General features: G+C 66.3%; 14 protein-coding genes. 8 read left to right on the top strand and 6 right to left on the bottom strand.

Annotated features, from left to right (window positions below; translation table 11 throughout):
• Positions 1–37 precede the first annotated feature (37 nt).
• Positions 38–574 carry a GNAT family N-acetyltransferase gene (locus ASE30_RS24640; RefSeq protein WP_082601720.1) on the bottom strand — a complete coding sequence of 179 codons (537 nt, stop codon included), beginning with the start codon at positions 572–574 and terminating at the stop codon, positions 38–40.
• Positions 575–715: 141 nt separating this feature from the next.
• Here ASE30_RS24640 and ASE30_RS24635 point away from each other — a divergent pair, with 141 nt between their 5' ends.
• Both ASE30_RS24635 and ASE30_RS24630 read left to right on the top strand, forming a co-directional pair.
• Positions 716–1762: a glycosyltransferase family 2 protein gene (locus tag ASE30_RS24635; protein WP_057286890.1), complete on the top strand. Its 1047-nt coding sequence runs from the start codon at positions 716–718 to the stop codon at positions 1760–1762.
• A 2-nt stretch (positions 1763–1764) separates the two neighbouring features.
• Positions 1765–3354: a glycosyltransferase family 39 protein gene (locus tag ASE30_RS24630; protein WP_057286889.1), complete on the top strand. Its 1590-nt coding sequence runs from the start codon at positions 1765–1767 to the stop codon at positions 3352–3354.
• Here the strand turns inward: ASE30_RS24630 and ASE30_RS24625 are convergent.
• On the bottom strand, positions 3308–3703 hold the full coding sequence (locus ASE30_RS24625) for a GtrA family protein (RefSeq protein WP_082601719.1): 396 nt from the start codon (positions 3701–3703) through the stop codon (positions 3308–3310). The two genes, ASE30_RS24630 and ASE30_RS24625, sit on opposite strands and share 47 nt — an antisense overlap.
• Before the next feature lie 36 nt (positions 3704–3739).
• Here ASE30_RS24625 and ASE30_RS24620 point away from each other — a divergent pair, with 36 nt between their 5' ends.
• The gene (locus ASE30_RS24620; protein ID WP_082601718.1) at positions 3740–4555 is read left to right on the top strand and encodes a ChbG/HpnK family deacetylase; all 816 of its coding nucleotides are present in this window, start codon (positions 3740–3742) and stop codon (positions 4553–4555) included.
• A 20-nt stretch (positions 4556–4575) separates the two neighbouring features.
• On the opposite strand, the gene ASE30_RS24615 is transcribed toward ASE30_RS24620, so the two are convergent.
• On the bottom strand, positions 4576–5439 hold the full coding sequence (locus ASE30_RS24615) for a LysR family transcriptional regulator (protein ID WP_057286887.1): 864 nt from the start codon (positions 5437–5439) through the stop codon (positions 4576–4578).
• A 109-nt stretch (positions 5440–5548) separates the two neighbouring features.
• Here ASE30_RS24615 and ASE30_RS24610 point away from each other — a divergent pair, with 109 nt between their 5' ends.
• Positions 5549–6025, top strand: coding sequence for a multidrug/biocide efflux PACE transporter (locus ASE30_RS24610; RefSeq protein ID WP_057286886.1), 477 nt, complete (start codon positions 5549–5551; stop codon positions 6023–6025).
• Between the two features lie 78 nt (positions 6026–6103).
• Here the strand turns inward: ASE30_RS24610 and ASE30_RS24605 are convergent, their stop codons facing one another.
• The 3 genes from ASE30_RS24605 to ASE30_RS24595 form a co-directional block, all read right to left on the bottom strand.
• The gene (locus tag ASE30_RS24605) at positions 6104–6991 is read right to left on the bottom strand and encodes an alpha/beta hydrolase (protein WP_057287060.1); all 888 of its coding nucleotides are present in this window, start codon (positions 6989–6991) and stop codon (positions 6104–6106) included.
• A 109-nt stretch (positions 6992–7100) separates the two neighbouring features.
• On the bottom strand, positions 7101–7745 hold the full coding sequence (locus ASE30_RS24600) for a LysE family translocator (protein ID WP_057286885.1): 645 nt from the start codon (positions 7743–7745) through the stop codon (positions 7101–7103).
• Positions 7742–8659, bottom strand: coding sequence for a DMT family transporter (locus ASE30_RS24595; RefSeq protein WP_057286884.1), 918 nt, complete (start codon positions 8657–8659; stop codon positions 7742–7744). Before ASE30_RS24595 ends, ASE30_RS24600 begins: the two co-directional genes overlap by 4 nt.
• 143 nt (positions 8660–8802) lie before the next feature.
• Between ASE30_RS24595 and ASE30_RS24590 the strand changes: the two genes are divergently transcribed.
• The 4 genes from ASE30_RS24590 to fusA all read left to right on the top strand — a co-directional run bounded on the left by ASE30_RS24590 (position 8803) and on the right by fusA (position 13718).
• Positions 8803–10263, top strand: coding sequence for a PLP-dependent aminotransferase family protein (locus tag ASE30_RS24590; RefSeq protein WP_057286883.1), 1461 nt, complete (start codon positions 8803–8805; stop codon positions 10261–10263).
• A gap of 38 nt (positions 10264–10301) precedes the next feature.
• Positions 10302–10646, top strand: a complete 345-nt coding sequence (locus ASE30_RS24585; protein ID WP_057286882.1) for a TIGR01244 family sulfur transferase — start codon at positions 10302–10304, stop codon at positions 10644–10646.
• 99 nt (positions 10647–10745) lie between these two features.
• Entirely contained in the window at positions 10746–11210 is a 465-nt protein-coding gene (locus ASE30_RS24580) for a universal stress protein (RefSeq protein ID WP_057286881.1), read from the top strand.
• Between the two features lie 396 nt (positions 11211–11606).
• Positions 11607–13718: an elongation factor G gene (gene fusA / locus ASE30_RS24575; protein ID WP_057286880.1), complete on the top strand. Its 2112-nt coding sequence runs from the start codon at positions 11607–11609 to the stop codon at positions 13716–13718.
• Positions 13719–13726: the final 8 nt, after the last annotated feature.

The raw sequence follows: 13726 nt of genomic DNA, 5'->3' as shown, positions 1-13726 counted from the left end.
GAACCGTTGCTGCCGCATCGCTCGCTGGCTGCGTGACCTATCTTACGGCGTCTGGAGAAGAAACGGGGAACGTGCCGGCAAGCGCGCGCGACATGTAACACGCGTTGCCGCCATACCCGGCCAGCTTTTCGGCCAGTACGCCGCTCCGGACATCGACGGGCGCGTAGCCATGGCGCCGCCAGTAGCCCACCGCGGATTCCAGCGACACCAGGCTGGCGTGCCGCAAGCCATTGTCAGCCGCGCCCTGGGCGGCCGTGCGGACCAGCGCCTGCCCCACGCCCAGCCCATGGGCGGACGGCACGACCGCGCAGTCGTGCAGGAACCAATGGTCGGCGCCGCCCGGCAGCGCGGCCAGCGCCACGTCCAGGGCGGGAGGCAAGCCGGCGTCCCACGGGTAGGAAATCAGGTAGCCCAGCAGGCCCGCGCGGGCGTCGGACGGCGCCGCCTGCGCGACCCAGCAATACGACGGGGCGAGGTTCAGCCGGTTCAGGAAGAAATCGGCGCTTTCGAGCAGGAAGCGGGGGTAGGCCAGGGCCTGGGCATACAGGACGGCGTCGACATCGCTGGCCTGCATGGGGCGGATTCGGTATGGCATGACGACCTGCATACACACGGATTCGGGGCATTTTAGCGAGGGGCGGCATTTCATGAAAATTCGACGACGCCCTGCGCATACTGCTGGGCATCGAGTCCCGCATTCCGTATTCAGAGTCTTATGCACATCCAATTCCGGTCCGATTCCCTTGCGCAGCCCGTGCTGGCCAAACCGCTACCCCTGAAATCGGTCTGGCCGGCGCCGGCGGCGAACGTGCCCTATGACACCCGCGTGACCTGCGTCATTCCCAGCCTGAATGAAGTCGAGAACCTGCGCGTGCTGCTGCCCGCGCTGCGTAACCGCCTTGCCGCGCTATGCACGAGCTGGGAGATCATCGTGGCCGATGACGGCAGCACGGACGGCACCGAAGCGCTGATGGAGGAATGGGCCGAACACGACGGCTTCCGCTACGTGCAGCTGTCCCGCAATTTTGGCAAGGAAGCCGCGCTCAGCGCGGGCCTTGAAGCCGCCAGCGGCAATGTGGTGATCTGCCTGGATGCCGATCTGCAGCATCCGCCGGCCTTGATCGAACAGATGCTTGCCCGCTGGGCCGCCGGCGCGGAAATGGTCTATGCCGTACGCCAGACCCGTACCGGCGAGTCTTGGCTCAAGCGTTCCGGCGCACGCTGGTTCTACAGGCTGCTCAGCAGCGCGCGCGGAGTGGATGTGCCCGCGCATGCGGGAGACTTCCGGCTGATGGACCGGGGCGTGGTGGATGCGCTGAATGCCTTGCCCGAACGCACCCGCTTCATGAAGGGCCTGTACGCCTGGGTTGGCTTCAAAGGCGAAGCGCTACCCTATACGCCCGACGAACGCATGCACGGCGCCAGCCGCTTCGGGGGACTGCGCCTGTTTCGCCTGGCCCTGGATGGCCTGACCGCCTTCACGACGTGGCCGTTGCGCCTGGTGAGCCTGGTGGGCGTGGCATTTGCCGTCATGGCGCTGGCCTATGCGGCGTTTTTGGTGGGCGACTATCTGATGTCCGGCAACCCGGTCTCCGGCTGGACGACGATCGTGACCGCGGTGCTTTTCTTTGCCGGCGTCAACCTGATCTCGCTTGGCGTGGTGGGCGAATACGTGGCCCGGATCTTCGATGAGGTGAAAGGCCGCCCGCTCTTCGTCGTGCGACGGCGCCAGGGGCGTCCCTCCGGCAAGGCGCGGGGCTGACCATGCGGGCCTCCACCCCCCCGGCGGGCTCCCTCTGGACCCCGCCGGCAGGACGGTTTCTGCTTGCCGTCGGCGTATGGCTGGCCTGGCTGGCCTGGCTGCGTCCCTTGACGCTGCCTGACGAAGGCCGCTATGCCGGCGTCGCCTGGGACATGCTGCGCAGCGGGTCCCACGCGGTGCCGCTGCTGGACGGCATGCCCTATTTCCACAAGCCGCCGCTGTACTACTGGCTGACAGAACTGTCGTTTTCGGTGTTCGGCGCGCACCCTTGGGCGGCGCGGGTGCCGTCCTGGCTGGCCGCGTGGGGCTCCGCCGCGGCGATGTATGTCTTCGTGCGGCGCCATCGCGACGCCGCCGCCGCCACGATGACGGTGTTGATCCTGTCCACCATGCCGTTCTTCTACGGCGGCGCGCAGTTCGCGAACCTGGACATGCTGGTCGCGGGCATGATCACGTTGTGCGTGCTGGCCGCGACCGAAACCGTGCTGCGCGCCGAGCGCGGCCAGGCCCATCGCTGGATGTCGGTGGCCGCCGCCGCGCTGGCCGCGCTGGCGGTGCTGGCCAAGGGCTTGATCGGACTGGTGCTGCCCGGCGCCATCATGCTGATCTGGCTGCTGTGGGGGCGGCGCTGGCGCGGCCTGTCCGCGCTGGTCTGGCCCCCCGCGCTGCTCGTGTTCCTTGCGGTCGCGGCGCCCTGGTTCGTGCTGATGCAGCTCCGGTATCCCGGTTTCTATGACTATTTCTTCGTCTATCAGCACTTCCAGCGCTTTGCCGCCGGCGGCTTCAACAATGCCCAGCCCTTCTGGTTCTACCTGCCGGTGCTGGCCGGCTTGAGCCTGCCTTGGTCGCTATGGGGCGGCGGCATCCTGCGCCGCGCATTCTGGGCCGAGGGGGCCGCGCGCGATCTGCGGCGCCTGGCGGTCATCTGGTTCGCCGTCGTGGTGCTGTTCTTTTCCCTGCCGCATTCCAAGCTGATCGGCTACGTGCTGCCCGCGCTGGCGCCGCTGGCTTTCCTGCTGGCGGAGGTGATCCTGGCGGCGTGGCGCGCTGAAGCCGGTTCCGTCACGCCGCGGCTGGTGGGCATCGGCGCGGCGGCCGCGGCCGCTGTATGCGTCATCGCGGTGGGCGTGGCCGCCACCGCTGCGCGCGGTAGCGCGGCGCCCCTGGCAAAACTTGTGCGGGAGCAGGCGCGGCCGGACGACACCTTTGTGTCCCTGCACGCCTATCCCTTCGATCTGGCGCTGTATGCGCGCGCTCCCCGGCCCACCTGGGTGGTGGATGACTGGATCAATCCCGAAGTGCCGGTTCGGGATAACTGGCGCAAGGAACTCTATGACGCCGCCCGGTTCGATCCGGCGACCGGACAGCAGGTGCTGATCAGCGCCGCGCAGTTCAATGCCCGGCTGTGCGCGGCGCCGGAAGGCGCGCGCTTCTGGGTCTGGGGCAACCACGAGGACGGCGCGGTCTACACGCCGTTGCAAGGACTGCACGCCGCGGTCAGCGGCGTGAAACATGCGATGTGGCGATTGGATGTGGACGCGGCCCTCAGGCAGCGGGTTTGTGGCGGAACGCCCACAACCGGCTTGCGATGAAGGTGGCGAACGCCAGCGCGATCAGGATCAAGGCCAGCAGCGTGTCGTAGGGAATGCGGGTGGCGTGCAGCAGCCAGGCATAAGCGGATTCATTGATCGCGAAGCCGATGGCTGAAACAAGAAAGTAACGGCGGACCGCTATGGTCCAGGGTATAGGCGAATGTCGGAACGTAAGGCGGTAATGGCCGCTGAAGGACACGATGAAGGCGGCCAGCCAGCCGATCAGGTTGGCGGCCAGCGGCGGGGCGCCGAAGGCCTCCACGCAGCCCACGGCAACGGCCCAATGGGTGGCCGCCGCGGCACAGCCGACGGCGACGAAAAGGCTGATTTGCCGGAGCAGGGTGCGCATGGGGGCGGTGAAGAAACGTTGTGCAAAGGAGAAGCGATGAGCAAGCGCGTAGTGGTCTGCGGGGATGATTTTGGCATGAATGCCGACATCGACGGGGGCATGATCGCACTGGCCGGCATGGGCCGGGTCAGCGCGGTAAGCTGCCTCGCGCAGGGTCCCACCTTCGCCGCGAACGCGCACCGGCTGGACGCGCTGGACGTGGACGTCGGCCTGCACGTGAACTTCACGGAAGCGCTGAGCCCCGGCGATGCGCCGATGCCGGCGCTGGGCAGGCTGATCCTGAAAGCCTACGCGCGTCTGCTCGATGCCGCGTGGATCGACGCGCAGCTCGTCCGCCAGTTCGACGCCTTCGAAGCGGCATTCGGCCGCGCACCCGACTACGTCGACGGGCATCAACACGTGCATCAACTTCCCGGCATCCGCGATCGCGTGGTCGCGCTGCTCAAGCATCGCTACGGACCCCGCAGGCCGTGGCTGCGCCAGACCGCGCCCGGCATGCAGTGCGGGATTCCATTGAAGGAATCGATCAAGGCGCGCTTGATCGGCGGGTTAGGGGCGGCGGCGCTGGCGCGCGAAGCGCGAGAGAACGGCTTGCGGACCAACCGCCGCCTGCTGGGCGTCTACGGCTTCGACGGAGGCAAGCGGCGCTACTCGGGCCTGCTGCAGAACTGGCTGTTCAATGCGCGCGACGGCGATCTGGTCATGTGCCATCCCGCGCTGGACGGCAAGGATGTCAGTGCCATGGCGCGTCAGCGGCGGGCCGAGTTCGATGTGCTGGCCAGCCCCAAGCTGGGCGACTGGCTCAGCGCCAATGGCGTGCGCATCGCGCGCCTGCGCGCCGCGACACATTGAACGGCGGCGCGAACCGGCGCCTACCCCCGCGTCAGGCTCTCGAGCAGCCAGGCGCCCGCCGGCCCCAGCGCGCGGCGCGTCGACCACACCGCATCGACCCGGATGTGCCGAGGCCATCCCGGCACCTTCAATTCCACCAACTGATCCCGGCCGAAGCGCTGGATCATCCAGCGCGGCAATTCGGTCCAGCCGAACCCCAGGCTGGCCATTTCCAGCAGCATCAGATAGCCAGGCGCCGACCAGGTGGAATGTGCGGGCGTGGCTTCCTTGTCGTCCAGTTCGTAGGTGCTCAGGCGCAGCTCGCGTTCGGCCTTCAGATGATCGGCCGTCACCGAGGGCAGGCTGGCCAGGGGATGGCCCCGGCCCACGCACAGCACGATTTCGGACACTTCGGCCAGGCAGGCGTGCGCTACATCGGGCGGATAGGTTTCCTGCGCAGCCATCAGCCCCACATGCGCGCGGCCCTGCTGCACCAGCGCCACCACGTCCTCGTATTCGGCGATCAGGCATTCGAAGCGCAGCGCGGGATAGCGCCGGTCGATCTGGCTGAGCATGGTTTCGAAGGTCTGCGACTGGAAGGTGTCCGAAAGCACCACGGTAAGCCGTGGCTCCAGTCCTTCGGATAATTGGCTGGCGCTGCGGTTCAGCCTGTCGTTGGCGGCCAATACCTGCAGGGCCTGCCCCAGCATCACCTGGCCGGCCTCGGTCAACGAAGGCTGCCGCTGGCTGCGGTCGAATAGCGTCACGTTCAGGTCCACCTCCAGGTTGGCGATGGTTTCGCTGATGGTGGACTGGCTTTTACCCAGCTTGCGGGCAGCGGCGGAAAACGATCCTTCGGACGCGACCTGCGCGAACGCCGCCAGGGATTCCAGGGAATGGCGCATGGGGAGATGCCAGTTTGTTATCGGATTTTCCGATGGATAGTATCTTTATCGTACCGGAAATATCGTCGAAAATGGCTTCCATTCAGTAGCAACCGACCTCAGGTGGGTCATGACGCAAGCCAAAAAAACGCTTAAAGAACGATTCCTCCACGCCTTTTTGTTCGAGATCCTGGCCATCGGCCTGTGCGCGCCGATCGCGGCGTGGGCCATGGGCAAGTCCCTGTTCGAAATGGGGGTGCTGACCGCCGTGATCGCCTGGATCGCGCTGGTCTGGAACATGATCTACAACGCCGGCTTCGACCGGATCGAAAACCGGCTGGGCTGGACGCGCAGCTTTCGGGTGCGCGTCGTGCACGCATTCGGCTTCGAGCTGGGCCTGATCCTCATCGTGATCCCGCTGGCGGCCTGGTGGCTCAGCATCAGCCTGTGGGAAGCCTTCGTGCTGGACATCGCCCTGGTGCTGTTCTACCTGCCGTATGCCTTTTTCTACAACCTGGCTTATGACCGCGCCCGTCCCCGGGTCATGGCGTGGCTGGCCCGAGGCCGTACCGACGCCTCGCCCGCCGAGGCGACGCAATCGCCTTGAGCGTGGGCCTGGGCTCAGGTTTTGGCCCGGGGCGTCCGGACCGCGTCCGCGCCCCGCAATGGCGCGGACGGCGCCGGCTCAGCCCTTCTTGCGCTGATAGGCCCGGCTGGCGTCCTGCATGAAGGTCTTTACGGCGGCTTCGTACTGCGTGCCGCTGCGGAAGGCGCCCGAATGCGAGGCGCCTTCGATCTTGACCAGCCGCTTCAGGTCCGGCGCCACGTTGCGGGCAGCGGCGAAAAGCTCGTCGCTCATCGTGTGGGGCACGACGCGGTCGGCGGTGCCGTGCATGAACAACATGGGGGTATGCATCTGCGCCAGCTTGTCCACCGAGGCAAACGGCTGCGTGACCAGCAGGCTGGCCCCCGGCACCTTGCCCCAGCGCAGGGTGGACAGCATCGCGCCGATGCTGGTGAAACTGGACTCCACGATCAGGCCGGCAAAGTCCGGCTGCTCGGGACGGGCGGCCAGGTCGATGGCGATCGCGCCGCCCAGGCTGTGCCCATAGACGAAGCGGCGCGCCGGGTCTGGCTGGCGCCGCGCCAGTTCCTTCAAGCCCGCCATCGCGTCTTCCAGCGCGCTCTCTTCGGACGGCAGGCGCGGGGTGGAAGCCCCGAAACCGCGGTAGTCGATCGCCAAGACCGAATAGCCCATGCGGGTCCAGCCGTCGATGCGGAAGGCGCTGCCGTTCAGGTTCCAGCGCGCGCCGTGCAGGTACAGCACGGTAGGCGCGCCCGCCTTCGGACTTTGCCAATACCAGGTGCGCACCTTGTCGCCGTTGGCCAGCGCCAGGTCGAACACCTCGGTGCCGGCGGCGGGCTCGCGCCACCAGGTCTGCGGTTCGGCCTGAGGAGAGAAGATGGTCTGGCGCTGCCAGGAATCCAGTTGGGTGCAGCCGACCACGCCGGAGGCGGCAAGCAGGGCGGCGACGAAGAGTCGGCGGGACGAGAATCGGGGCAGGGCGCGCATGATTTGTCTGACCGGGGACGGGCCGGCGGGTTCCGGCATCAGCATACCCCGGGTGCCCGGTTTTCGGCACGGCGCCGGGAACGGGCCCGGCCAAGGCGTGAAAACCGGATCAGCGCAGCAGTTCCAGCGCAACGGGGTACAGGGACGCCACCAGCAGCAGGGCCATGCCCACGTTGAAGGCGCGGATCGCGCCGGGCCGATGCAGGACGCGGCGCAGCGCCGTGCCGAACGTCACCCAGATCCCGATGCTGGGCAGATTGACGATGCCGCAGACGATCGTGGCGATGATCAGGTTCGCGAAGAAGCCGTTCTGCGGGGTATAGGTCGCCACGACGCCCACGGCCATCACCCAGGCCTTGGGATTGACCCACTGGAAGGCGGCCGCCTGCAGGAAAGTGAAAGGCTTGCCGCGCGCCTGGCCCTCGTCCATGCGGCCCGAATTTGCAATCTTCCAGGCCAGGTACAGCAAATATGCGGCGCCCGCGTATTTCAAGACCGTGTACAGCTCGGGCACCTGCTGAAAGACCGAGCCCAGGCCGAGCCCCACCAGGAAGATCATCAGGGTGAAGCCCAGGTTCACGCCCAGCAGATGCGGCAGGCTGCGGCGAAAGCCGAAGTTCAGCCCGGACGAAGCCAGCATCACATTGTTCGGGCCGGGCGTGATCGAACTGACCAGCGCGAACAGCGCCAGGGGGCCCAGCAGCGACAGCGACGCCAGGGGCACGTCGGCAATATTGAAGGGAAACAAGCTCATTTCGAGGTCCTGACGATGGCGCGGCGTCCGCCAGCAATAACGACAATCACGGCGACGGCGAACAGGAATGTTGCCGCTTCCACCGATTCGCCAAACAGCAATGCGGCAGCCACCACGGTCAGGAAGGGCTGCAGCAATTGCACTTGTCCCACCCGGGCGATGCCGCCCGCCGCCAAGCCGCGATACCAGGCGAAGAAGCCCAGGAACATCGAGCCGAACGCCAGATAGGCGCAGGCGGACACAACCAGCGCGCTGGGCCACGCGGCCTGCGCGGCCATCCAGCCCACCGGCGCCGCGACCACGGGCGCGCTGATCGCCAGCGCCCAGCATATGGTGCGCCATCCGCCCAGCGTGCGCGAGGCCCGCGCGCCCTCGGCATACCCCATCCCGCCCAGCACCACCGCCACCAGCAGCCACAGGTCGCCCGCCGATAGCGCGCCATCGCCCTGGCGCAGGGCATAAGTCGTGACCAGTACGGCTCCTACGATAGCCCAGCCCCAGAACGCGGGCGAGGGGCGCTCGCCGCTGCGCAGCGCGGCAAAGGCCGCCGTCGATAGCGGCAGCAGTCCGTTGAACACCGCGCCGTGGGAAGACGACACGGTCTGCATCGCGAGCGACGAGGCCAGCGGCCAGCCCACCACGATGCCCAGCGCCGCCAGGATGACGCCCGGCCATTCCTGGCGATTGGGGCGGCGGCTGCGCGTGAACCACAGCAGGGCAATGGCGGGCACGGCGGCGACCAGCGCGCGCCCCAGGCCGACCAGCAGGGGCGCCAGCTCGGTGACCGCCAGCCGCGTCATGGGCAGGGTCAGCGAAAAGACCAGCACGCCCAGCAGGCCGTAGCCATAGCCTTCCCAGGGAGAGGCCGCGGCGGGGACGGCCGGGGATGGGGGATAAAACGCGGGACGGGTCATGACAGCACCAGATTGGGCAGGGCGGGGTTGAGGCTACCCGCGGTTGCGGGCTTTCGATATTGCTGTCACTCTACGCATAGTTATCGGTACAGTACCGGTACACATTGGCATATCACTTTAATCACTGGCCTGGTCAAATCTCCATGACAGTTGCTCCCGCCCCGTCTTCTTCCCTGCCTTGGCAGCCCGTGCGCCAGGCCGATGCCACTCTGGTGGCGCAACTGGCCGATGGCCTGGCCCGCCGCATCGACGAGCAGGGCCTGCGGCCGGGCACCCGCCTGCCGTCCATACGCAAAATGGCCGAACAATCCGGCGTCAGCCGCTTCACAGTGGTCGAGGCCTACGACCGGCTGGTCGCGCGCGGGCTGGTCCAGTCGCGCCGGGGCGCGGGGTTTTTCGTGCGGGCGCGCAGCGGCCCCCTGGCCGCGGTGGCTGCCGTCGCGCCCAATTCCCTGGTGCCGCCCGCCCGCGTGGACATCGCCTGGCTGCTGCGCAGCATGTTTCGCGAATCCAGCGCACCCTGCATGCCAGCTGGAGCCGGCCTGCTGCCCGCGGACTGGATGGATCCGGAAATGGTGGCGGGCGCCGTGCGGGCGGTGGGGCGTTCGGTGCGCGCGAATCTGGTCAGTTACGGTCATCCGCAGGGGTTCGCGCCCCTGCGCCAGCAGATTGCCGCGTCCCTGCAGAACGATGGCGTGCCGGCTCATCCCGAACTCAATCTGCTGACCACCAACGGGGTCACCCACGGGCTGGACCTGATCGCGCGGCACCTGGTCAAGCCAGGCGACACCGTCCTGGTCGAGGACCCCGCCTGGTTCGTCATCTTCGGCCGGCTGGCCGCATTCGGGGCGCGCCTGATCGGCGTGCCGCGCGGCCCGGACGGTCCCGACATCGCGCTGCTGGAACAACTGGCCGCGCAACACAAGCCCAAGCTCTTCATCATCAACGGCGCGGTCCATAACCCCACTGGCCACACGCTGTCGGCGGGGGCGGCGTACGGCATCCTGCGTATCGCCGAACGGCATGATTTCATGGTGGTCGAGGACGACACCTATGGTGAACTGCATCCGGGCGGCGCCATGAAACTGGCGACGCTGGACCGCCTGAACCGCGTGATCCTGGTAGGCGGCTATTCCAAGATGCTGGCCGCCAGCTTGCGCGTGGGCTATGTGGCCGCCAACGCCGACGTACTGCAAAAGCTGGCCGACCTGAAGATGCTGGCCGGCCTGACCTCGCCCGAGCTGGGCGAGCGCGTGGTACACCGGGTGCTCATGGAAGGGCAGTACCGGCGCCACATCGAACGCGTGCGCCTGAGGGTCGATGACGCCCGCCAGCGCTGCATGAAGGGGCTGCTGAAATTGGGGTTGACCGTACACCACGAGCCGCACGCGGGCATGTTCGTCTGGGCGGATTGCGGACGCGATACCGAAGTGCTGGCCCGCGAGGCGGCCGACCGCGGCATGCTGCTGGCCCCGGGCACGCTGTTCTCGCCGTCGCAGGCGCCGTCCACCATGCTGCGATTTTCGGTGTCCATCGCCGATCATCGGGGTGTCTGGACCGAATTGGAAAAACTCTTCGCGCAAAACGGCTCCTACAATCAATAATATGCAGCTATTACGTTGAAGCCATTGAAGGAATCGTCATGTCCGCACCCATCAAGCCTCTGACCCAGAACTTTGCCGTCGCCCCGCAACTGGGTCCCGACGACATGGCCGATGTTGCCGCCGCCGGCTACAAAAGCGTCATCATCAACCGTCCTGATTTCGAAGGCGGTCCAGACCAGCCGACCGCCGCCGATGTGTCCCGGGCCGCGCAGGCCGCCGGCCTCAAGATCGAATACCAGCCGGTCGTGGGCAGCGCCATGACGGCCGCCGATGTCGTCCGTTTCGCGGAGCTGCTGCGCACCTTGCCGGGTCCCGTGCTGGCCTATTGCCGTACCGGCACCCGCTGCACCAATCTGTTCGCGGCCGCCCAGCAACTGGGCTGAACCCGGCGTTGACCCTCGTCAAGCCTGCCCGGTTCAGTTGATGTGAACCTGGCGGCTTTCCGGTAGCATAAAGATTCCTCTCAAACAGGAGCAGGCAAGATGTTCAAGAAGATCCTGATTCCCACCGACGGTTCACCGCTCTCGGCGCAAGCCGCCAACGCGGGTATTTGCTTTGCACGTTCCGTGGGCGCCGAAGTCGTGGCCCTCTACGTGACCCAGCCGTTCGCGGCCACGATCGGCTTTGACGGCATGGCCGCGGCCTATGCCATTACCGACGAAGACTACGAAAAAGCCTCCGCCGAGCAAGCCGACAAGTACCTCAAGCAAATCCACGACCGCGCCGACACCGCCGGCGTGAAATCCGAATCCCGTGCCGTCTCCAACTTCAATGTGGCCGACGGCATCGTGCAGGCTGCCGGCGACGCCGGCTGCGACCTGATCTTCATCGGCAGCCATGGCCGCAGCGGCCTGTCGCGCCTGCTGCTCGGCAGCGTCACCGCCAAGGTGCTGTCGCTGGCCAGCACCGCGGTGCTGGTATACCGCGTCAAGGAAGACAAGAAATAACCGCGATGCGCCGGCGCGCGCGACGCGCCGATGCATGGCCCCGAGGCCCCTCGCTTAAGAGGGGCTTTTTTTCGTGCGCGGCGCATCGTGTGGCGGCGTCGAATCATATGTCCCTTTTCTTGGCCGCAGGTCGCGCCCGCTCTGCCCGGTGGCCGGCGCCATTGCGCCCGGCGGCATCCATACCTTCGTATGATCGGGGCAAACCCATGGCCCCGCCGATATCCGCGCACAAGCCCTTTCCAGGCTTGTATCTTGCCGCGCGGCGCGTAATATTTACCCATCAGCGCGGGCGCGGTTTCGCAACACCCAAGCACTGCACGCGGCATGGCGCCCGCCGCGGCAAGGCCCGGTCGGGCTTGCCGTTTTGCCAGGTAGTTCACCGCTAGGGAAGAGGCCATGACTCGCAAGACGCGCATCGAGCTTTATCGCAATATCGGCATCAGCGCCCATATTGATGCAGGCAAAACCACGACCACCGAGCGCATCCTCTTCTATACCGGCATTACTCACAAGATCGGCGAAGTGCACGACGGCGCCGCGGTGATGGACTGGATGGAGCAAGAGCAGGAACGCGGCATCACCATCACGTCGGCCGCCACCACCGCTTTCTGGAAGGGCATGGCGGGCAATTACCCGGAACATCGCATCAACATCATCGACACGCCCGGCCACGTGGACTTCACCATCGAAGTCGAGCGGTCCATGCGCGTGCTGGATGGCGCCGTCATGGTCTACGACGCGGTGGGCGGCGTGCAGCCGCAATCCGAGACCGTCTGGCGGCAGGCCAACAAGTACAAGGTGCCGCGCCTGGCATTCGTCAACAAGATGGACCGCGTCGGCGCGGACTTCCTGCGTGTGCATCGCCAGATTGCCGAGCGCCTCAAAGGCGACGCCGTGCCCATCCAGTTGCCCGTGGGAGCCGAGGACCACTTCGAAGGCGTCATCGACCTGGTCAAGATGAAGGCGATCATCTGGGACGACGCCAGCCAGGGCGTGAAGTTCCAATACGAAGAGATCCCCGAGTCCATGAAGGCGCAAGCGCAGGAATGGCACGACAAGATGGTCGAGAAGGCCGCCGAGGCCAATGAAACCCTGCTTGAAAAGTACCTGTCGGGCGAACCCCTGACCGAAGCCGAGATCAAAGAGGGCCTGCGCATCCGCACGGTCGCCAACGAGATCGTTCCGATGCTGTGCGGCAGCGCCTTCAAGAACAAGGGCGTGCAGGCCATGCTGGACGCCGTCATCGACTACATGCCGTCGCCGCTGGACGTGCCCGCCATCAAGGGCCATGACCAGCGCGATCACGAGATCGAGCGCCATCCGGCCGACAACGAGCCGTTCTCCGCGCTGGCGTTCAAGATCATGACAGATCCCTTCGTCGGCCAGCTGGTGTTCTTCCGCGTCTACTCAGGCGTGGTGAAATCCGGCGATTCGGTCTTCAACCCCATCAAGGAAAAAAAGGAACGCCTGGGGCGCATCCTGCAGATGCACGCCAACGAGCGTCGCGAGATCACCGAGGTCTACGCGGGCGATATCGCTGCGGCCGTCGGCATCAAGGACGTCACCACTGGCGACACGCTGACCGATCCGTCGCACATCATCATCCTGGAACGCATGGTGTTCCCCGAGCCCGTTATCTCGCAGGCCGTGGAACCCAAGACCAAGGCCGACCAGGAAAAGATGGGCATTGCGCTGGGCAGGCTGGCGCAGGAGGATCCCTCCTTCCGCGTGCGCACCGACGAGGAATCCGGACAGACCATCATCTCCGGCATGGGCGAGCTGCATCTGGAAATCCTGGTCGACCGCATGAAGCGCGAGTTCGGCGTCGAAGCCACGGTGGGCAAGCCGCAGGTGGCGTACCGCGAAACCATCCGCAAGGCCTGCAACGAGGTCGAGGGCAAGTTCGTCAAGCAATCCGGCGGCCGCGGCCAGTATGGGCATGTGGTGCTGAAGCTTGAGCCGCAGGAACCCGGCAAGGGCTACGAGTTCGTCGATGCCATCAAGGGCGGCGTGGTGCCGCGTGAATTCATTCCGGCGGTCGACAAGGGCATCCGTGAATCTCTCAACGCCGGCGTGCTGGCTGGCTACCCCGTCGTGGATGTGAAGGCGACGCTATTCTTCGGTTCTTACCACGACGTGGACTCGAACGAAAACGCCTTCAAGATGGCGGGCTCGATGGCGTTCAAGGAAGGCATGCGCCGTGCCGATCCCGTGCTCCTGGAACCGATGATGCACGTCGAGGTGGAAACGCCCGAGGACTTCACCGGCAACGTCATGGGCGACCTGTCATCCCGCCGCGGCATGGTGCAGGGCATGGAAGACATCGCGGGAGGCGGCGGCAAGGTGGTGCGCGCCGAGGTGCCGTTGGCCGAGATGTTCGGGTATTCGACCTCGCTGCGTTCGCTGACGCAGGGGCGCGCGACATACACCATGGAGTTCAAGCACTACGCCGAGGCGCCGCGCCAGGTCGCGCAGGAAGTCATCGCGGCCCAGGGAGCGGCCCGCTAAGCTGGCTG

This window comes from Achromobacter sp. Root83 (assembly GCF_001428845.1).
Taxonomy (GTDB): Bacteria; Pseudomonadota; Gammaproteobacteria; order Burkholderiales; family Burkholderiaceae_B; genus Achromobacter.
Note: the sequence above shows the minus strand (reverse complement) of the source record. Positions and strands in the feature narration are given on the sequence as shown.